The following is a 20242-nucleotide window of genomic DNA, read 5'->3' as shown; positions in this document are numbered from 1 at the left end:
AACCGATGCCAAGGCTACGCCGTGCGCTGCGCGCAGGCATTCTCGCCTCCGGCTGGTGGTCCGTTTCACAGAAGATGCCAGAAGTTCGGCAAACGCTGCGTGATCCGCCGACTCCTGCTAGACGGCGAGGACCCCGGCCGATGACGACTGTCACCGGCCGGGGTCGTCCCGAGCACGAGGTCAGGAGATGTCGCGCTTGCGGATCGTGGCGATGCCGATCGCGCCGGCCACCACCGCGTATCCGATCAGCACGAGGGCGCCGGCCCACTGCGGCGGGTTGCCCGGGATGTCCGTGTCACCGCCCACCATGAGCCCGGAGGCCAGCGACGGGACCAGCAGCTGGAGCTTGTTGATCCAGTCGCCGTACCGCGCCGCGAGGAGGCTGAGGACGATGACCGCGCCGATCGCGCCGCCCAGGTAGAACAGGATGCCGGTCACCGTGGCGCCGATCTGGCTGCGGATCAGCACGCCGAGCCCGACGCCGAGCACCGACCAGAGCAGGTAGGCCAGGCCGTTGAGCGCGATCGCCCGCCAGATGGCCCCGCTGCCGAGCTGCGAGCCGACGTCCACCGAGTTGAGGATCAGCGGCGAGATGATCAGGTTCAGCACCGTGGTGACGAGCCAGAACAGCAGCGCCAGCACGCCGGCCGCGGCCAGCTTGGCCAGCATCACCGCGGTGCGGTGCGGCGCGGTGAGGAACGTGGTGGTCACCGTCTGGTGGAAGAACTCGCTGGTCACCACCACGATGCCGAGCAGCAGCACGATGAGCAGGCCGAAGAACTGGCCGTTCGTGTAGAGGTTGGCCGCCAGGTTGTCGGCGGCCGAGACGGCCTGCAACTGGTCGGACTGGTCGGCCGGCACCTCGCCGAAGTCCCCGCCGGCCAGCGCCTCGGTCTGCAACCAGTTGAAGAACAGCGTGAGCGCCCACAGCGCCAGGCTGATCAGCCCGAAGACCCACCAGGTGCTGGTGGTACGGATCTTGAGCAGTTCGGATCGGACAAGCGTCATCGGATCTCCGCCTTTCCGGCCGTCAGCTCCAGGAAGACCCCTTCGAGGTCGGGGCGCTCGGTGGTCAGCTCGTGCAGCTCGACCTTGGCGGCCAGCGCGACCCGGCCCACGGTCGGCGCGTCCACGCCGGTCACCAGCAGCGCACCGTGCGGGTCGGTGTCGACGACGGCCGACTGCTCGCGCAGCGCCGCCACCAGGTCGTCGGCCTGCGGGGTACGCACCCGCACCCGGACGTCGTGCGTCATCGAGGCCATCACCTGGTCGACCGGGCCCTGCCGGACCAGCTTGCCGGCCGCGATGATCACCACGTCGTCGGCGAGCAGCTGCATCTCGGAGAGCAGGTGGCTGGAGACCAGCACCGTACGTCCCTCGGCGGCCAGCCCCTTGAGGAAGCCGCGCATCCAGCGGATGCCCTCCGGGTCCAGGCCGTTGGCCGGCTCGTCCAGGATCAGCACCTGCGGGTTGCCGAGCATCGCGGCGGCGATGCCGAGCCGCTGCTTCATGCCCAGCGAGTAGCCCTTGAACTTGCGCTTCGCCGCGGGCGAGAGCCCGACCAGGGCGAGCGCCTCGTCGGCGCGCTCCTTCGGCAGGCCCGCCGCCGCGCAGATCACCCGCAGGTGGTTGATGCCGGTGCGGCCCTTGTGCGCGCTGGACGCCTCCAGCACCGCACCGACCGTACGCAGCGGGTCGGGCAGGTCGGCGTACCGGCTGCCGCCGATGGTGGCCGTGCCGGCGCTCGGCGTCACCAGGTTGAGCAGCATGCGCAGCGTGGTCGTCTTACCGGCGCCGTTCGGGCCGAGGAAGCCGGTGACCCGGCCCGGCTCGACAGTGAACGACAGGTTGTCCACCGCGCGGACGGTCTTGTACTGCTTGGTCAGGCCGGACACGATGATCTGGCCGGTCCCGGCACTGGGGCGTGGCTGCCCGTCGGACATCATTCTCCTCTCCTGCCCCGGCGGGCTCGTCGCGCGCCGGCGGGGCGCCGTTGCGGGGGCGCCCCGCAACAGCCTTCCAACCCGGCGCAAGGGGGTCAATCAGGCGGGACGCGTACGCGCCGTCCTCCTCAGGGAGGAGATCAGGTCGTCGGCAGCGCCACCCAGGTGGCCCGGGCGCGGCCGAGCAGCGCGCCGTCCGCACCGTACAGGCTGGTGTGCACCTCGGCCTTGCGTCCCTCGCCGCCCACCGCGAGGCCGGTCACCACGCACTCGTCGCCGGGCCGTGGCAGCGCCGTGACCTGCGCGGCGATCCGCCCCAGCACGTACGGCCGGCCGGGTGCCAGCACCGCCCAGCCGCCCGGGCAGTCCAGCGCCGCCCACACCGTCGCGGGCGCCACAGCGGCCGGCGCGCGGAACGGTGCGGCCGTCCGACCGTCCGGCAGCCGTCCCGGGAAGATCCGCAGCCCGTCCGGGTTCGCCGGGCCGCAGACGTAGCAGCGGGGGAACGGGTGGTCGACCAGACCGGGGTACGCCAGCGCGGCGTCAGCCGCCGTCGCCGGGTCCACCGGCGGCACCACGGCGTCGACCGGCTCGACCGGGCGTACCTGGGCGATCAGGTGACCGTCCGGATCGCGTACCTCGCCGTCGGCGGCGGTCAGCGGGGTGTCCAGCGGCGGCGGCCGGCGCAACGTGACCTCAACCGGGCCCCGGTCGTCGATCAGCGCGGCGAAGACCCCGGCGCTCCAGCCGCCGTTGCCGGAGCCGTCCGGTCCCTGGAAGCGGGCCTCGACCAGCATGTGCACCTCCGGGTTCACCTCCGCCGGCGCCGTCGCGGGCGGTCCGCCCGGCAGCCTCGCACACGCCGGTCCCGCCACGGCCGTCCCGGTTCGCACGCCGCCGCCGACCGGCGTTCACCGCGCTGGCCCGGATCGCCGAGGCCGCGATCCGCCCGTGCCCTCGTCCCGTCTTCGCGAGCCGGTTCGACCTGGTCGCCTGAGCGCTCAGTCGTCGGGGACGCGACACAGTCGCGATAGTGTCTTGTTCAGTCGCGATGTATCGCGTTATGCTCCTCGCAACACATGGTGTGCCGTGGATCGGCACGCCGACGAGGGGAGCGTGTCATGGCCAGTTGGACGGTCGAGAGCCCGCAGCGGATCACAGTGGACGAGCCGATCACCCGGCTCGACGCCGAGCTGATCAGCGGCCGGCTGAACGTCGTCGGCGCCGACGGCCCGGCCCGGGTCGACGTGACCCGGATCAGCAACCGGCCGCTCCTCGTCGAGGTACGCGACGGGCGGCTGACGATCCGGCACAAGCGCAAGCCCGGCCTGCTCGGCATCTTCTCCTGGTTCGGCAACCGGATCCGGGCCGAGGTGTCCGTCGCCGTTCCGCCGGACGTGCTCGCCACCCTGTCGGTGGTCAGCGGCGCGCTCGTCGCCTCCGGGCTGCGCCGGGAGACCCGGGTCGACGTCACCTCCGGCCAGGTCACGCTGCGCGGGCTGCGGGGACGCACCAGCGCGAAGGTCATCTCCGGGCCGGTCGAGGCGCTCGGCATCGGCGGCGACCTGGACCTGGAGACGGTCTCCGGTGAGCTGATCCTCGCCGACAGCGCGCCCGAGCGGGTCCGCGCCCACGCCGTCTCCGGCTCGATCACCTGCGACCTGGACAACCCGCGCGGCAGCGAGATCCGGCTCAGCGCCATCTCCGGCAGCATCACCGTCCGGGTCCGCGAGGACAGCGACCTCACAGTGCACCTGCACACCACCTCCGGCAAGATCACCAGCGGCTTCCCCCAGGTGGACGGCGGTGGGCGCGGGCTCGGCTCGATCAAGGACAGCCACGGCGTGCTCGGCGGGGGTGCGGGTAGGCTCTGGGCCTCCGCGACCTCCGGCAGCATCGCGCTGCTCGCCCGCCCGGTCGCGCCCGCCGACCACGTGGAGGACGTGCCGTGACCGCGGTGTTCAGCCACGGCCGGCTCCGGCTCTACCTGCTGAAGCTGCTCGACGACGGCCCGAAGCACGGCTACGAGCTGATCCGCCTGCTGGAGGAGCGCTTCCTCGGCCTGTACGCGCCCAGCGCCGGCACCATCTACCCGCGCCTGCAACGGCTGGAGGCGGAAGGGCTGGTCACGCACACCGCAGCGGGCGGGCGCAAGGTCTACGAGATCACCGAGGCGGGCCGCGCCGAACTGCGGCAGCGCGCCGACGAGCTGTCGACGCTGGAGAGCGACATCGGCGCCGCCGTCGAGGATCTCTCCGCGCTGGCCGGCGAGATCCACAACGAGGTACGCGGATCGGTGCGCGACCTGAAGCGGGAACTGCGCGAGGTGGCCCGGCAGACCCGGCAGGGCGGCTGGACGGCGTCCGCCGGCGCCCGGCCGGCGGGCGACGGGGGATCGGCCCGCCCGGACGACTCGCCGCTGCTCGCCGACTTCGACAAGCGCCTGGCCGCGTTCACGGTCGAGGTCGGTGCGCTGGTCCGGGCCCGGCGGCTCAGCGACAACCAGCTCCGCACCGCGATCCGGCTGCTCGACGGCGCGCTGGAAGGACTGCGGCGGCTGCTCCGCTGATCTCACAGGTTGTTTCCAGCCGGCACCCAGCGCGACCGCAGCCGGAGCGCGGATGATGGGTGCCATGGCGGCTACCCAGACCGAGGCCCGGCTTCTCGTCGTCGAGGACGATCCCAACATCCTCGAACTGCTCTCCGCGAGCCTGCGCTTCGCGGGCTTCGACGTGGCCACCGCGACCAGCGGCAGCGCCGCCCTGAACGCCGCCAAGGACCACCGGCCCGATCTGGTGGTGCTCGACGTGATGCTGCCCGACCTGGACGGCTTCGAGGTCATCCGGATGCTGCGCGAGGGCGGCACCCGTACCCCGGTGGTCTTCCTGACCGCGCGCGACGCCACCGACGACAAGATCCGCGGGCTGACCCTGGGCGGCGACGACTACGTCACCAAGCCGTTCAGCCTGGAGGAGCTGACCGCCCGGATCCGGGCCGTGCTGCGGCGTACCGCGACCGGCGAGCAGGCACCGTCCCGCCTCACCTTCGCCGACCTGGAGCTGGACGAGGAGACGCACGAGGTGCACCGGGCCGGCCAGCGCGTGCAGCTGTCGCCGACCGAGTTCAAGCTGCTGCGGTACCTGATGCTCAACGCCAACCGGGTGCTCAGCAAGGCGCAGATCCTCGACCACGTCTGGAACTACGACTTCCGCGGTGACGACAACATCGTCGAGTCCTACATCTCCTACCTGCGGCGCAAGGTCGACAACACCCAGCCCCGGCTGATCCACACGCTCAGGGGAGTGGGTTACGTGCTCCGCAAGCCGGCGGCGTGAACGTCGTCGACGACGCGAAGGGCAGGCTGCGCAGCGTCCCGCTCCGGCTGAAGCTCGTCGCCGCCGTCCTCGCGCTCGTGGCCGTGGCGCTCGTCGTGATCAGCGGCCTGACGGCGTTCCTGCTGCGCAACTACCTGATCGGGCAGGCGGACGACCAGCTTCGCGGCGGCGCGTACACAGTGGCCAACACGCTCGACAAGGCCGGCGGCGGCCCGATCAAGATCACCATTCCGTCGGACTACGTGGCGTCCGTCATGGCACCTGGCGAGTTGCCGGAAGAGCCGACGCGCTACGAGAACCTGCGCGAAGAGGAACTGCCCCGCTTCCCCACCGAATTCGCGGGCTACCAGGAGCGGGTGGGTGACCCGTTCACCGTGCGCTCCGAGGACGGCCGCAGCCGGTGGCGGATGCTCTACACCGCCCTGCCCGACGGGCGGATCATCGCGCTCGGGCAGCACCTCACCGGCGTCGACTCCGCGGTCGGGCGGCTGGTGTGGATAGACCTCCTGGTCGGGGGCGCTGTGCTGATCTCGCTGGCGTCCGTCGGCGCCGGCATCGTCCGTACCAGCTTGAAGCCGCTGGTGGAGATAGAGCGGACGGCGGCGGCCATCGCCGGGGGTGACCTGACCCGGCGCGTGCCCGACCCGGAGGAGGGGCGGTCGTGCCCGACCTCCGAGCTGGGCCGCCTGTCCCGGGCACTGAACGCCATGCTGGCGCAGATCGAGGCCGCGTTCACCGCGCGGGCCGCCTCCGAGGCGGCGGCGCGCAGCGCCGAGATGGGCGCCCGGGACGCCGCCGCGTACGCGCAGGCGTCGGAGGCGCGGGCCCGCCGGTCCGAGGAGCGGATGCGGCAGTTCATCGCCGACGCCTCGCACGAGCTGCGCACGCCGCTGACCACCATCCGGGGCTTCGCCGAGCTGTACCGGCAGGGCGCGGCCCGGGCGCCGGAGCAGACCGCCGACCTGCTGCGCCGCATCGAGGACGAGGCGTCCCGGATGGGTCTGCTGGTGGAGGACCTGCTGCTGCTGGCCCGGATGGACCGGGAACGGCCGATCGCGTTGAGCCCGGTCGAGCTGCCGGTGCTGGCGTCCGACGCGGTGGAGGCGGCCCGGGTGGTCGACCCGGACCGGCGGATCGAGCTGGAGCGGGAGCCGGGCTCCGGCCCGCTGGTGGTGCTCGGCGACGACGCCCGGCTGCGCCAGGTGATCGGCAACCTGATGACGAACGCGCTCACCCACACCCCGCCGGACGCCTCGGTGACGCTGCGGCTGCGGTCGGAGGCGGGCAACCTCGCCGTGGTGGAGGTGGCGGACACCGGTCCCGGGCTCACCCCGGAGCAGGCCGAGCGGGTCTTCGAGCGGTTCTACCGGGTGGACGCCGCGCGTACCCGCCGGGCCGGCGGACCGATTAGCACCGGCCTCGGCCTGGCCATCGTGGCCGCGCTCGTCGCCGCGCACCACGGCACCGTCGAGGTGGCGGCGACGCCGGGTGGCGGGGCGACGTTCCGGGTGAAGCTGCCGCTGCTGCCCGAGGCGCCCGAGCCGGGCGAGTGACATTCAGAAAACTTCCAGGCGGATTCCAGGCTGGTGACAGTGCAACGGGGAAAGCTGGTGGCATGACCGAGCACGAGACCGATCCGCAGCGGTCGCCGGCCCCCGCCGACGCCGAGCCGTCGCACCACACCGCCGAGCTGCCCCGCGTCGAGAGCGGGACGTCGGACTCCTCCACCACCCCGGCCGCGGCGTCGGTTCCGGCCGACTCCCCGGCCGCCGGAACCAGCACGCCCGCCGGGCACACGAACCCGGCGGAGAGCGCCGGGAACACCGCGCCCGCCGGGCCGTACCCGCCGCAGCCGGCGACGCCGTCCGCGACGCCGTACCCGGTCTCGGGGCAGCCGCAGCAGCCCCACCCCTGGTACGGGCAGCAGCAGCACCAGCAGGGCGGCTGGAACCAGCAGGCCGCCACCGGCTACCCGGCCACGCAGCACGGCGGGCCGGTGCCGTCGTACCAGGCGCAGCCGTACCAGACGCAGCAGGGCTACCAGTCGTACCAGCCCGGGCAGCCGATGCCGCAGTGGGGCCCGCAGCAGCCGGCCCGCCCCAGCCGGGCCGGGAAGTTCGTCGGCGCGGGCGCGCTGGCACTGGTCCTGATGCTCGGCTCCGGCGCGGCCGGTGGCGCGCTCGCCCTCGCGCTCGACGAGGACGGCCCCACCCGCACCTACTCCGCCGCCCCGGTGATCAACAGCGCCGACCTGCCCAAGATCGCGGCGTCCGTGCAGGACAGCATCGTCACGATCATGACGAACAGCGGTGAGGGCTCCGGGGTGATCCTCAGCGCCGACGGGTTCGTGCTGACCAACAACCACGTCGTCGCCGGCGCCGGTGGCGACACCGTGCGGGTGGTCTTCGCCGACGGCAAGAGCGCCTCCGCGAAGATCGTCGGCACCGACCCGAAGACCGACCTCGCTGTGGTCCAGGCCAGTGGCGTGAGCGGCCTGAAGGCAGCCAAGTTCGGCGACAGCGACGCCATGCAGGTCGGTGACCAGGTGCTCGCCCTGGGCAGCCCGCTGGGCCTCCAGGGCTCGGTCACGGCCGGCATCCTCAGCGCCCGCGACCGCACCATCCAGGCGGGGGAGGGCGGCCAGCAGAACCCGCAGCAGGGCGCCAGCTCGATCTCCGGCCTGCTCCAGACCGACGCCCCGATCAACCCGGGCAACTCCGGCGGCGCGCTGGTCAACACCCGGGGCGAGGTGATCGGCATCAACACCGCCATCGCCACCGCCGGGCAGGGCAGCACCGGCAACATCGGCGTGGGCTTCGCCATCCCGAGCAACAAGGCCAAGGACGTGGCCGAGAAGCTCCAGCGCGGCGAGAAGATCAGCCACCCCTCGCTCGGGGTGAGCGTGAACGGCGCCGAGGACGGCGGGGCGCTCGTCGCCGCCGTCACGCCCGGCAGCCCCGCCGAGAAGGCCGGGCTCCAGCGCGGCGACGTGATCACCAAGTTCGGCGACAAGGTGATCAACGACTCGAACGACCTGGTCGGCGCCGTGCAGGCCGGCAAGGTCGGTGACCGGGTCGAGGTGCAGTACAAGCGAAACGGATCCACCGAGAACGCAACCGTGACGCTCGCCGAGACGTCGTAGTCCCGAGGACCTGCCTCCCTCCCGGGCGGCGGGTGACGGAGCCAAGGGGGTTGGCTCCGTCACCCGCCGCCCCTCCTCGTTTCTCACCCGGTCCGGGTGAGCGCGCCTCACCCGGACCGGCGGCAGGCTCGGGGCATGACCACCACGTCCGCCGTGCGTACCGACCAGGAGATCCAGCGCGACGTCCTCGCCGAACTGGACTGGGACGCGCAGACCCGGGCCACCGAGGTCGGCGTGACGGTGTCGCGGGGCGTCGTCACCCTCACCGGGCAGGTGGACAGCTACGCGCGGCGGTGGGCGGTCGAGCGCTGCGCGCACCGGGTACGCGGCGTACGGGCGGTCGCCAGTGACCTGGCGGTCGACCTGCCCGCCACGGACCTGCGTACCGACGCGGACATCGCGATCGCGGCGAGCCGGGCGCTGGAGTGGGACAGCTTCGTGCCCGCCGAACGGCTGGACGTGACGGTGGCCGACGGCTGGGTCATGCTCCGGGGCGAGGTCGAGTTCGGCTTCCAGCGCCGTACCGCCGAACGGGAACTGCGCCGGCTGCGCGGCGTACGCGGCGTGACGAACCTGGTCGAGGTGCGGCCATCGGCCCCGCCGAGCGACGAGCAGAAGCGGCTCGACCTGCGCCGCCTGCTGCTGCGGCGTACCGGAACCGAGCGGATCGACGCCCGGGTCGACGGCGACACCGTGGTGCTCGACGGCGTGGTCAGCGCCTGGTGGCAGCGGGAGGACGCGGAACGGGCCGCCTGGGCGCTGCCCGGCGTACGGGAGGTGCACGTCGGGATCGTGGTGGCCGGCTGAGCGGCTGTCGTTTACCGCGGGCCGGGCCGGGAACCCGCGCGCAGCGGGGTACGCCGGGGACCGACGGGGAGGACTCGTGGCCGTGAACCAGCAGTCCCCGGAGCGCGCGTGGACCGGGCCGCTGCGGATCGCCATGGTGGTGCCGCCGTGGCTGTCCGTGCCGCCGCGCGGCTACGGCGGGCTGGAGACGGTGGTGGCGGGCCTCGTCGACGCGCTCGTCGACCGGGGACACCGCGTCACGCTGTTCGGCGCCGGGACCGAGCACGGCACCGCCGCCGACTTCGTCTCCACCTGCGACGACCTCCAGTACGAGCGGATGGGCGAGTCGCTGCCCGAACTGGCGCACCTGGCCCACGTGGACCGCCTGGTCGACCCGGCCGACTTCGACCTGATCCACGACCACACCACGATCGGCCCGATGGTGTCCGGCCGCCGCCGGGTGCCCACTGTGGCCACCGTGCACGGCAACCCGGTCGGCGAGTACGGCATGGTGCTCGGCAACACCGACCACGGGGTGGGGCTGGTCGCGATCTCGCACGCCCAGCGCCGGGCGAACCCGGGGCTGCCCTGGGCCGGCACCGTGCACAACGCGATGCCGCTGCGCGACATCCCGCGCAAGCGCAGCCCGGGCGCGGGGCCGGTGCTCTGGCTGGCCCGGTTCAGCCCGGACAAGGGCCCGGACGTGGCGATCGCGGCCTGCCGGGCGGCCGGGCTGCCACTCACGCTCGCGGGCAAGTGCAACGAGCCGGCCGAGCGCCGCTACCTGGAGCAGGTGGTCCGGCCGCTGCTCGGCGACGACGTGACGCCCGTGGTGAACGCCGACCGGGCGAGCGCCCTGCGGATGCTGCTGGACGCCCGCTGCCTGATCATGCCGATCCAGTGGGCGGAGCCGTTCGGCATGGTGATGGTGGAGGCGATGGCGACCGGTACGCCGGTGGTGGCGCTGGGCCGGGGCGCGGTGCCGGAGCTGGTCCGTGACGGGGTCACCGGTTTCGTCTGCGACGACCCGGGCGAGCTGCCGGCGGCGTTGCGGGCGGCGGCGGACCTGGACCCGGCGGACTGCGTGGCGCACGTGGCGGAGAACTTCTCGGTGGAGCGGATGGCCGCCGACTACGAGGCGGTCTACCGGGGTTTCCTGGCCGCGCGGGCGCCCGCACGGCCAGCCCGGGCGGTGGCGCCGGCCGTCGCCGGCTGACCCGTCAGGCGGCGCCGGATGCTGGCGGCTGACCCGTCAGGCGGCGCCGGACCGTGGCCGGCTGATCCCCGTCACGTCTGCCCGGCGACGAGTTCCGCCGCGGCGGCGTCGAGCCGGCGCGCGTACCCGGGGCTGATGCTGCCCTCGCGACGGCGCTCGTCGATCTTGCCGCGGAGCCGGTCCACGGCGGCGGTCACCTCGCTCCCGCCGCTCGCGGCGACCGCGTTGCGCAGCAGGTTGCGCAGGTCGACCCCGACGTCCTCGCGGATCTGGCCCTCGGCCAGCCCGGCCTCGATCAGTCCGTCCACCCGTTCGGCGGCGTCGGCCTGACCGGCGGCCGGTGGGCGGGCGCCGCCGGTCGGCGGCGGAGTCGTCGGCGCGGCCGGCGCCGTGGTGGCCGGCGCCTCGGTCACCGGCGGTCCGGCGGTCGACGGCTGCACCGGCCCGGCGGTCGGCAGCACCCGGGGGTCGGTGGGCCGGTCCGGTGTCAGCGCGGATGCCAGCAGCGCCGCCGCGGCGACCACCGTCACGCCGGCGGCCGCCAGCGTGAGGGTCCGGCGCCGGCCCGGCGCGGCGGCCCGAACCGGCTGCGCGCCGGGGACCCGCTCCGGGTCCGGCACCGGCTGCGCGGCGGAGGCCCGGCCCGGGTCCGGGACCGGCCGCGCGACCGGGGCGGCGGGGGCCGGAGCTGCCGGGGCGGGGTCGGCCGGCGGGGAGGTCAGCGCGGGCAGCGTCATGGTCGGCGCCAGCATGGTGGCCGCCTGCGGGTCGGCGGGCAGCATCTGGTCGCGCAGCACGGCGGCGACCCGGCGCGCGGTGGGCCGGCGACGCGGGTCGCGGGCCAGGCAGCGCAGGCAGATCTCGGCGACCGGACCGGGCAGTCCCGGCACGTCGTCCAGTGTGGGCTCCGGGCTGTCCGCCAGCGCCGCGCTCAGTTGCTCCCAGGTCTCCGCCGGGTACGGCGGCTGCCCGGTCAGCGTCTCGAACAGCAGCACGCCGAGCGAGTACACGTCGGTGGCCGGCTGGGCGGGCGCCCCGTCGAGCCGTTCCGGGGCCACGTACGCCGGGGTGCCGAACGTGCCGCCGTCCTCGTCGTCGTCCGGCGCGCCGATCCGGGTGGCGATGCCGAAGTCGAGCACCTTCGCGCCGGTGCCGGTCATCATCACGTTGGCCGGTGTGACGTCGCGGTGCACGATGCCGAGCCGGTGTGCCGCGGCCAGCGCCTCGGCCACCTGCGCGCCGGTCTCGACGGCCGCCGGCCAGGGCAGCGGCCCCTGGGTCAGCAGGTGTTCCAGCTCCTCGCCGCTGAGCAGCTCCATCACCACGAACGAGGTGATCGAGCCGTCCGGGGCCACCGTCTCGCCGTAGTCGTGCACGGCGGTGACGTGCGGATGGTCGAGCTGGGCGGCCGAGCGGGCCTCCTCGCGCACCATGTCGCGGAACCGCGCGTCGGCGGCGAGCGAGGGGGCGAGCACCTTCACCGCCACCACCCGGTCGAGCACCTCGTCGCGGGCACGCCAGATCACCGACATGCCACCGGCACCGATCCGGTCGATGAGCCGGTACCGCCGGGCCAGCAGACGGCCGGCCTGGAGTGTCGCCATCAGCTCGCACCTGCCTGCGCTCGGGAGCGCTATCAGGTTGCGTGAATGTGTCTTACCTGTCAACAGTCCACCCGTCGCCGATTGCGCGGCGCGCATCCGGGATGGCTGGGCGTCACCGCCGTGGCCGGCGGGGACGGCCCGGCGGGCCGGTTGTGGGCCGCGTGCCAGGATGAACGGCATGGCAGCGGGTCCGGTGGCGTTCGTGCTCGGCGGCGGGGGAGTGCTCGGCGCGGTCGAGGTGGGCATGCTGCGCGCCCTGTTCCGCGCCCGGATCAAACCCGACCTGGTGCTGGGCACGTCGATCGGCGCGGTCAACGGAGCCCTGGTCGCCGCCGACCCGACCGAGGCGGTCACCGACCGGCTGGTCCGCCTCTGGGCCTCGCCGGAGGCCAGCGAGGTGTACGGCGACTCGGTCGCCCGGCAGCTGCGCCGGTTCGCCGCCCGTACCCACCTGCACTCGCCCCGCCCGCTGTACCGCCTGCTGGAGAGCGCGCTGGGCGAGGAGACCACCTTCGCCGACCTGGCCGTGCCGTTCCGCTGCTGCGCCGCGAACATCGAGCGCGCCGCCGAGCACTGGTTCCACACCGGACCGGTGGTGCCGGCGGTGCTCGCGTCCGCGTCGGTGCCCGGGCTGCTGCCCCCGACCCAGATCGACGGCCAGCACTACATCGACGGCGGGGTGGTCAACTCGATCCCGGTCGGCGAGGCGGTGGCGCTCGGCGCGAAGCAGATCTTCGTGCTCCAGGTGGGCCGGATCGAACGCGAGCTGAGCCCGCCGCGCCGCCCCTGGGAGATCGCCCAGGTGGCGTTCGAGATCGCCCGCCGGCACCGGTTCGCGCGGGAGATGGCGGCACTGCCCGAGGACGTCGAGGTGCACGTGCTGCCCACCGGCGGGCTGGAACCGCGCGACGACAGCCCGTGGGCGTACCGGGACACGGCGGCTGTGGGACGGCGGATCAGCCGGGCGTACACTGCCTCCCGCCGATACCTGGACACCGCGCTGGAGCGCTGAATGCCGCTGCCGCCCCGCTGGCTACGCCGGCTGGTGCTCGCTCCTGGAGTGGTGCTGCTGGCCTTGTTCGTGGTGACCACGCTGCCCGTCTGGGCGCTGGTGGCGCTCGCCGCGTCCCCGCTGGTGCCGGGACGGCTGCGCCCGCTGCGGCTGATCTGGATCGGCACCGTCTACCTGGTCTGGGACGCCGCCGCGCTGCTCGCCCTGTTCCTGCTCTGGCTCGCCTCGGGCTTCGGCGCGTACAAACGCGCGCCGGCCTTCCAGCGGGCCCACTACGTCCTGGCCGGCTGGTTCCTGCGGATCATGTTCTGGCAGGCGCGGTGGACGCTGCGGCTGAGCATCGACGTGGTCGGCACCGATCCGGACACCGCCCTGCCCGGCCGTCCCGAACTGGTGGTCTGCCGGCACGCCGGGCCCGGCGACTCCTTCATCCTGATCCATGCGCTGGTGAACTGGTTCAACCGGGAGCCCCGGATCGTGCTCAAGGAGACGCTCCAGTGGGATCCGGCCATCGACGTGCTGCTCAACCGGCTGCCCAACCGGTTCATCGCGGCCGGACCGGACGGGCGGGAGTCGGCGGTACGGCAGATCGGGCACCTGGCCACCGGCCTGGACGACGACGACGCCTTCGTGATCTTCCCGGAGGGCGGCAACTTCACCCCGCAGCGGCGGCTGCGCGCGATCGACCGGCTGCGGTCGCTCGGCCTGGAACGGATGGCGCGCCGGGCCGAACGGATGCGGCACGTGCTCGCCCCGCAGCCGGGCGGGCTGCTCGCCGCGCTCGACGCCGCGCCGGACGCCGGGGTGATCTTCGTGGCGCACACCGGCCTGGACCAGATGCTCACCGTCGCGGACGTGTGGCGCGAGCTGCCGATGGACAAGCGGATCATGATGCGGTTCTGGTCGGTGCCACCGGAGGAGATCCCGGCCGGCGAGCAGGAGCGCATCGACTGGCTGTTCGACTGGTGGGCCCGCATCGACACCTGGATCGCGGCCAACCGCAACGGCGCGGCCGACGACGCCTGAGCGGAATCGCCGCGCCTGTTCAGCGCGGTACCGGGTCCGCCGCGTAGGGTGCGCTGGTGGACCAGATCTGCGTGGTGACGACTGTGGTGGACGCCCGCGGGGTCGCGGACGTGCTGGCGGCCGCGGCCGTCGCCGGCCGGCTGGCGGCCTGCGCCCAGGTGGGCGGCCCGGTGGACAGCACCTACTGGTGGCAGTCGGCGATCCAGACCACCGCCGAGTGGCAGGTGCGGTTCAAGACCGCGCCGGACCGGGTCGACGCCCTGGTCGACCAGCTCCGCGCCAACCACCCGTACGAGGTGCCGGAGATCCTGGTCAGCCGGGAGGACAGCGGCAACCCCGCGTACACGACCTGGGTACACGAGCAGACCCGGCCCTAGGTACTCCTACTCTGTCCGTCCGCCCCGCCGCTGACGAAGCTGGCGGGGTGGAGAACAGCGGCTACCCCTGCCCCGGTTGCGGCGCCCCGGCCGACCTCGTCGCCGGATGCCGCGCCTGCGGCCGTCCGCCCTACCCGCCGGCAGCCGAGGTGGTCCGGCTGGACCGGGAGATCACCGAGCTGGCGCCGCGCGTCGAGGCGGCCCGGCTCGCGTACCAGGATCTGTCCGGCCGGCTGGTCACGGCCCGGCAGCGGCGGGCGGCGCTGGCCGCCCGGATCCGCCAGGAGATCCCCGCGCCGCGCGCCGCCGGTCCCGCGCCGCTGCCGGCGCCGATGCCGCCGCGTCCGGTTCCGGTGCCACAGGCCCCCGCGGTACGCCCCGGCGGCGCGGAGACCTCCACCCGCGCGGTCCAGGGCCTGCTGTTCGTCCTCGGCGGACTGCTGCTCGGCACCGCCGCAGTGGTGTTCACAGCCGTCGCGTGGGCCACGTTCGGGGTGGCCGGCCGTGCCCTGATCCTGCTCGCCGTCACCGCGCTCGCCCTGGGCGCGCCGCTCGTCGCCCGGGCTCGCGGGCTGCGCGGCACCGCCGAGACGCTCGCCTCGGTGGCGCTGCTCCTGGTGGTCCTGGACGGGTCCGCCGCCTGGTCGGTGGACCTGTTCGGGGTGACCGGCCTGCCCGGCAGCCGGTACGCGGCGCTGGTGACGGCGGGCAGCGCCGCGGTGGCGGCCGGTTACGCAATGGTCAGCCGCCTCACCGCGCCCTGGTTCGCGGCGTGGCTGCTCGCGCAGCCGGTGCTGCCGCTGGCCGCTGCGGCGTTCCGGCCGACTGCCGCCGGCTGGGCGCTGGTGCTGACCGCCGTGGCGCTCGGTGACCTCGCGGTGGTGGTCGCGCTTCGGCGCCGTACCTCGGAGACGCGCGCGGTGCTGGTGGCCGGGCAGGTGCTGGGCTGGAGCGGGCACGGCGCGGCGCTGGTCCTGGCGGCCGGCTGTGCGCTGGTGCCGCTGGCGCTGGGCCGCGCGGGGGGCTCGCCGCTGCTGGCCGGCGGCCCGCTGCTGGTGGTGGCGCTGGCAGTGTTTGCCGGCGCGCTCGCCGCCGGTGGCCGCCTCTGGCGCGCGGCGACCGCCGGGCTGCCGGTGCCGGTGCTCGCGGTCGCGCTGGTCCGGCCGGTCGGCGAGCTGCGTCCCGGTCTGCTGCTGCTCGCCGCGGGCCTGGTGGTGGCGGCGCTCGCCGGTGCGGTCCGGGCGCTGCCGGCGCCGGTCCGGACCGGCCCGCTCGTGGGCGCGCTCGCGGTGGCCGCCGCGCTGGGCCAGGTCGCGGTCGTGCTCACCGGTCTGGTCGGCGCGACCACCGCGAGTGTCGGCTTCCCGGCTTGGCAGGGCGGCCGGGACGTGCCGGTTCCGTCCTGGGGCTGGCAGCTTCCGGTGGCCCTGCTGCTGACCGCCGGTGCGGTCGCGCTGCTGACGCCCCGGCCCGTCCGGCCGCTCGCGGGCGTGGCCGCCGCCGGGCTGGTCGCCCTCGCGGTGCCGGCCGTGACGGCGACGCCGTGGCCGCTGGTGCTGGTCGTGGACCTCGCGACGGCCGCCGCGCTGCTGCTGGCGGCGGTGGCCCGGCCGCGCGGGGGACGCGTCGTCGTGCCGGTCACCGCGTCGGCCGGGGCGGTGCTGCTCGGGCACGCGCTGCTGGTCGGCTGCGCCGCCCCGGCCGGTGCGGTCGCCGTGCTCGCCGTCACGGCGGTGCTCGGCGCGGCGCTCGCCACGCTGGGCCGGCGCGGGCAGGGCGCGCAGCCGGTGGTGGGCGGCGTCGCGCTCGTGGTGGCGCTGCTCGCCGTACCTGTGGGCGTGGCGGTCGCGCTGCTCGGCCTCGGCGCGCCGGCCTGGTGGCAGCTGCGCGGTGCGACCGCCGCCGTCGTGGTGCCGGTGGTCGTCGTCCTCACCGTCCGTCGTCTGTGGACCGACCTGAGCGAGTACGCCTCGACGGGGCTCGCCGTGGCGCTCGCCGGAGTCGGCCTCGGGCCGCTCGTCGCGCCGGGCGGGGAACCGGTGGCGCTGTACGCCGCGGTGGGGGTGCTGCTGGCGCTCGCCGCCGGGGCCGGCTCCCGGCCGGCGGTCGCGCTGCGCGCGGTCGGTGCCGCGCTGGCCGCGCTGGCGTTGCTGGCCGTCGCGCCGGCGGTGCTGCTGGTGCTCGTGGACCTGCCGGTGCAACCCTGGTCCGGCGTGCCCGCCGCAGCGGCGACGTCCGCCGGGACCGCCCGCGCCGGGCTGGTGCTGCTGCTCCTGGGCGCAGCGGCCGGCGCCTACGCCGCGACGGATCGCCGCGTGACCTGGTGGCTCGCCGCGTCGCCGTTCGGCGCGGTGGCGCTGCCGGTGCTGGCGGAGGCGGCCGGTGCGCCGTGGCCGGTGGTGCCGGCTGTGGCGTTCGGGATCGGGCTGGCCGCGCTGCTGGTCGCCACCCTCACCGGCGCGCGCCAGGCGGTGCTCGTGCCGCTCGGGGCGGTGCTTGCCGCACCCGGGTTCGGTGGCCTGCTCGCCACCCGGGCCGGGACGCTCGCGGGACTCGGCGCGCTGGTGGTGGCCGGTGCCGTGACCGGGGCGGCCGGGCGACCTGCGGTGGTCCGGATCGCGGGGTGGCTGGGTGCGGTGGCGGCGGCCACCGGGTTCGCGGTCACCGCGTCGCTCGCGGCGGGACTGCCGCTGCGTACCGCGGCTTTCGCCACCCTGGCCGTCGCGGCCGTGACGCTGCACGCGGCGCCACTGCTGCGCGTGGTCCGATCCGGCGGCCCGGACGGCGCCGACGCAGGGCGGGCCGGCGCGTGGGCGCTGGAGGCGTCGGCGCAGGCCGTGGCGCTGCTCGCGCTTCTGCTCGCGGGCGGCTCGCTGCGGCACGCGGCGGCGGTCTGCGTGCTGTGGGGCGCGAGCGTCGCGGTCCGGGTGCTGCGCCGGGGCGAGTCGCCGGCCGGGCGTCGCGCGCTGGCGGCGGTGGCCGCGGGCAGCGAGCTGGTCGGCGGCTGGCTGGTGCTCGCCGCGCGCGGGGTGGTCGTGCTGGAGGCGTACACGCTGCCGGCGGCGGCGCTCGCCGTGGGCGCCGGGCTGCTGGCGCTGCGGCACCGGCCCGGGCTGACCAGCTGGCTGGCGCTCGGCCCCGGGCTCGGCGCGGCGTTGCTGCCGAGCCTGGTGTCGGTGCTGGTCCTCGGTGAGCCGCAGCCGTGGCGGCGGCTGGCGCTCGGCGCGGCGGCAGTGGCAGTGGTGTTCGCCGGGGCGGCCCGGCGCTGGCAGGCGCCGGTGGTGCTGGGCGCGGCCACGCTGGTGCCGCTGGCGCTGCACGAGATGGCCCGGGGCTGGGACCTGCTGCCGCGCTGGATCTTCCTGGGCCTCGGCGGGCTGCTGCTGATCGGGCTGGCCGCCACCTACGAGCGGCGCATGCGCGACCTGGTCCGGCTGCGCGACGCGTTCGCCCGGCTCGGCTGACCCGCGCGGCGAAGCCCTCTCACCCACAGTGGTGAGAGGGCTTCGCCGCAACGGGCAGTCGACCCGCAACGACACCCGGCTTCCGCGACCGGGAACCGGGCTCGGATGGCACCGATGCGCATCACCTGATCGGCGAACCACCGTCGACCGGGATGGTGTGGCCGTGGATGAAGGACGCGTCGTCGCTGGCGAGGAAGCAGACCGCGCGGGCGATCTCGTGCGGCTCGCCGTACCGGCCGGCGGGCGCCTGCATGGTCAGGTCGTAGAACGGGAAGTCGCTGGTGATCTCCGCACCCTCGAAGGCGGCGGTCTTGATCACGCCGGGGCCGATGCCTACCGCGCGGATGCCCTGGTGGCCGTAGTCGTAGGCGATCTGCTTGGTCAGCCCGATGACGCCGTGCTTGGCGGTGGTGTACTCCGCGCCGACCTCGCTGGCGACCACGCCGGACGCCGACGACACGTTGATCACGACACCCTTGCCGCGCTCCAGCATGTGCGGCAGCGTGGCCTTGGTGGCGAGGAAGACGCCCTTCAGGTCGACCTCCATGACGCGGTCCCACTGGCTGTTCTCGATCTCCAGCAGCGGCACGTACGCGCCGAACACGCCCGCGTTGTTCACCAGCACGTCGATGCGCCCGTACGCGTCGAGGGCGGCGCTCACCATGGCGCGGACCGAGTCCTCGTCGGTGACGTCGGCCGCCACCGCGACCGCGTCGCCGCCGGCTTCCTTGACGCGCGTGACTGTGGCCTCGGCGCGCTCCAGGGAGAGGTCGGAGACGACCACCTTCGCGCCCTCGGCGGCCAGTTCGACACACATGGACATGCCGAGTCCGGAGCCGACCTGGTCGGGGCTGAAGCCGCCGCCCGTAACGAGCACCACCTTGTCCGTCAATCCACGCACCGCACTGTCTCCCGTCTGTCGCTGGCCGCGCAGCCCGCCTATCGGCCGTTCGGCTGAGTGTTACTCATCTTTACGTACAGATTAGCTGGTCAGAGGGGGTGCGCCCACCGGCGAGAGGGTTCGCGGCGGTGTGACGAAGATCGTTTGCGCCGCTCCGGCCGGGAGGGGTAGGGACAGCACCACCCCGGAGCCGGGGGCCTGCGGGATTACTCACGGCGACGACCATCGCGAGAATCGGTGACGGAGAGTCGCGTATGAGAGCGTGGCTCGCGGCATCGGGGGCGACATGACTACTTCCACGTCGACGGAACCCGCGGCACGGCGGGGCAGCGACTACGCGCGGCTGTCCCGCCGGATCGCCGAGGCGGGGCTGTTCGAGCGACGACCCGGCCGGTACGCGCTGCGGATCGCGCTCACGCTCGGCGCGTTCGTGGCCGGCTGGGTCGTGGTGGCGCTCGTCGGTGACTCGTGGTGGCAGGTGCCGCTCGCGGTGGTGATGGCGGTGGCGACCACACAGGTGGCGTTCCTCGGCCACGACGCCGGGCACCGGCAGATGTTCCGGCGGCGCGGGCCGAGCGAGGCGGCCGGGCTGGTCGCCGGCAACCTCGCGGTCGGACTCAGCTACGGCTGGTGGGTGGACAAGCACAACCGGCACCACGCCAACCCGAACCACACCGACGAGGACCCGGACGTCGGCGCGGGCGCGCTGGTCTGGACGTACGAGCAGGCGACGGCCACGCGCGGCCTGAGCCGGTGGATGGCCCGGCGCCAGGCGTGGCTGTTCTTCCCGCTGCTCCTGCTGGAAGGGCTGGCGCTGCACGTGGCGAGCGTGCAGGCGCTCATCGGCCGGGAACCGGACGGGCGGTGGCGGGTGCCGATGCGGCACCGGGCCGTGGAGGCGCTGCTGCTCGCCGCGCACGCCGCCGGCTACCTCGGGCTGCTGTTCGCGGTCATGTCACCGGGCAAGGCGCTGCTGTTCGTCGCCGTGCACCAGGGGCTCTGGGGGCTCTACATGGGCTGCTCGTTCGCCCCGAACCACAAGGGCATGCCGATGCCCACCGCCTCCGACGAGCTGGACTACCTGCGCAAGCAGGTGCTGACCTCGCGCAACGTCCGCGGCGGCCGGTTCGTCGACCTGGCGCTGGGCGGTCTCAACTACCAGATCGAGCACCACCTGTTCCCGAACATGCCGCGCGCCAACCTGCGTCGGGCCCGGCCGCTGGTCATGGCGTACTGCGCCGAGCAGGGCGTCCCGTACGCGGAGACCGGGCTGGTCGAGTCGTACCGGCAGGCGCTGGCGCACCTGCACGACGTGGGCCGCCCGCTGCGCGCGGGCTGACCCGACCGGCTGCCGGTAGGGTCGTCGCATGGTGGAGGGCGCGCCGCGGTGGTGGCGCGCGGCGCGGCGGGTCGAACGGCCCGGCCGCGTCACGGGA

17 protein-coding genes are annotated in these 20242 nt (G+C 74.5%); 12 read left to right on the top strand and 5 right to left on the bottom strand.

Annotation, left to right across the window (positions count from 1 at the left end; all coding sequences use genetic code 11):
• Positions 1-180: 180 nt before the first annotated feature.
• The 3 genes from Q3W68_RS10230 to Q3W68_RS10220 form a co-directional block, all read right to left on the bottom strand.
• The gene (locus Q3W68_RS10230; protein ID WP_302905226.1) at positions 181-1008 is read right to left on the bottom strand and encodes an ABC transporter permease; all 828 of its coding nucleotides are present in this window, start codon (positions 1006-1008) and stop codon (positions 181-183) included.
• The gene (locus tag Q3W68_RS10225) at positions 1005-1943 is read right to left on the bottom strand and encodes an ABC transporter ATP-binding protein (RefSeq protein ID WP_302905679.1); all 939 of its coding nucleotides are present in this window, start codon (positions 1941-1943) and stop codon (positions 1005-1007) included. The genes Q3W68_RS10230 and Q3W68_RS10225 overlap by 4 nt, the downstream gene beginning before the upstream one ends.
• A 140-nt stretch (positions 1944-2083) precedes the next feature.
• Positions 2084-2740, bottom strand: coding sequence for a hypothetical protein (locus tag Q3W68_RS10220; protein WP_302905678.1), 657 nt, complete (start codon positions 2738-2740; stop codon positions 2084-2086).
• 324 nt (positions 2741-3064) lie between these two features.
• Between Q3W68_RS10220 and Q3W68_RS10215 the strand changes: the two genes are divergently transcribed.
• The 7 genes from Q3W68_RS10215 (at position 3065) to Q3W68_RS10185 (ending at position 10422) form a co-directional block, all read left to right on the top strand.
• A complete protein-coding gene (locus tag Q3W68_RS10215) occupies positions 3065-3895 on the top strand; it encodes a DUF4097 family beta strand repeat-containing protein (protein WP_302905225.1) in 831 nt (276 codons plus the stop codon).
• The gene (locus Q3W68_RS10210) at positions 3892-4512 is read left to right on the top strand and encodes a PadR family transcriptional regulator (protein WP_302905224.1); all 621 of its coding nucleotides are present in this window, start codon (positions 3892-3894) and stop codon (positions 4510-4512) included. Before Q3W68_RS10215 ends, Q3W68_RS10210 begins: the two co-directional genes overlap by 4 nt.
• Before the next feature lie 64 nt (positions 4513-4576).
• The gene (locus Q3W68_RS10205) at positions 4577-5278 is read left to right on the top strand and encodes a response regulator transcription factor (protein ID WP_030271847.1); all 702 of its coding nucleotides are present in this window, start codon (positions 4577-4579) and stop codon (positions 5276-5278) included.
• Entirely contained in the window at positions 5275-6831 is a 1557-nt protein-coding gene (locus tag Q3W68_RS10200; protein ID WP_302905223.1) for a cell wall metabolism sensor histidine kinase WalK, read from the top strand. The genes Q3W68_RS10205 and Q3W68_RS10200 overlap by 4 nt, the downstream gene beginning before the upstream one ends.
• Before the next feature lie 62 nt (positions 6832-6893).
• A complete protein-coding gene (locus Q3W68_RS10195; RefSeq protein ID WP_302905222.1) occupies positions 6894-8420 on the top strand; it encodes a S1C family serine protease in 1527 nt (508 codons plus the stop codon).
• Positions 8421-8555: 135 nt separating this feature from the next.
• Complete coding sequence (locus tag Q3W68_RS10190; protein ID WP_302905221.1) at positions 8556-9227, top strand: BON domain-containing protein; 672 nt, start codon at positions 8556-8558, stop codon at positions 9225-9227.
• 133 nt (positions 9228-9360) lie between these two features.
• Complete coding sequence (locus Q3W68_RS10185; protein ID WP_302905677.1) at positions 9361-10422, top strand: glycosyltransferase family 4 protein; 1062 nt, start codon at positions 9361-9363, stop codon at positions 10420-10422.
• A gap of 71 nt (positions 10423-10493) precedes the next feature.
• Here the strand turns inward: Q3W68_RS10185 and Q3W68_RS10180 are convergent, their stop codons facing one another.
• Positions 10494-12026 carry a serine/threonine-protein kinase gene (locus Q3W68_RS10180; protein ID WP_302905220.1) on the bottom strand — a complete coding sequence of 511 codons (1533 nt, stop codon included), beginning with the start codon at positions 12024-12026 and terminating at the stop codon, positions 10494-10496.
• 178 nt (positions 12027-12204) lie between these two features.
• Between Q3W68_RS10180 and Q3W68_RS10175 the strand changes: the two genes are divergently transcribed.
• Genes Q3W68_RS10175 through Q3W68_RS10160 form a run of 4 tightly spaced genes read left to right on the top strand, consistent with a single transcriptional unit; the run spans position 12205 to position 17905 of the window.
• Entirely contained in the window at positions 12205-13038 is an 834-nt protein-coding gene (locus tag Q3W68_RS10175; protein WP_302905219.1) for a patatin-like phospholipase family protein, read from the top strand.
• Positions 13039-14064: a 1-acyl-sn-glycerol-3-phosphate acyltransferase gene (locus Q3W68_RS10170; RefSeq protein WP_302905218.1), complete on the top strand. Its 1026-nt coding sequence runs from the start codon at positions 13039-13041 to the stop codon at positions 14062-14064.
• 56 nt (positions 14065-14120) lie between these two features.
• On the top strand, positions 14121-14441 hold the full coding sequence (gene cutA, locus Q3W68_RS10165; RefSeq protein ID WP_104114519.1) for a divalent-cation tolerance protein CutA: 321 nt from the start codon (positions 14121-14123) through the stop codon (positions 14439-14441).
• 47 nt (positions 14442-14488) lie between these two features.
• Positions 14489-17905, top strand: a complete 3417-nt coding sequence (locus Q3W68_RS10160) for an SCO7613 C-terminal domain-containing membrane protein (RefSeq protein ID WP_302905217.1) — start codon at positions 14489-14491, stop codon at positions 17903-17905.
• A gap of 121 nt (positions 17906-18026) precedes the next feature.
• On the opposite strand, the gene Q3W68_RS10155 is transcribed toward Q3W68_RS10160, so the two are convergent.
• Positions 18027-18806, bottom strand: coding sequence for an SDR family NAD(P)-dependent oxidoreductase (locus Q3W68_RS10155; RefSeq protein WP_013475298.1), 780 nt, complete (start codon positions 18804-18806; stop codon positions 18027-18029).
• Positions 18807-19092: 286 nt separating this feature from the next.
• Between Q3W68_RS10155 and Q3W68_RS10150 the strand changes: the two genes are divergently transcribed.
• On the top strand, positions 19093-20145 hold the full coding sequence (locus Q3W68_RS10150) for an acyl-CoA desaturase (protein WP_302905216.1): 1053 nt from the start codon (positions 19093-19095) through the stop codon (positions 20143-20145).
• The last annotated feature ends 97 nt before the right edge of the window (positions 20146-20242 follow it).

Origin of the sequence: Micromonospora sp. C28ISP2-4 (assembly GCF_030519385.1) — a bacterium.
Classification (GTDB): Bacteria; Actinomycetota; Actinomycetes; order Mycobacteriales; family Micromonosporaceae; genus Micromonospora; species Micromonospora tulbaghiae.
Note: the sequence above shows the minus strand (reverse complement) of the source record. Positions and strands in the feature narration are given on the sequence as shown.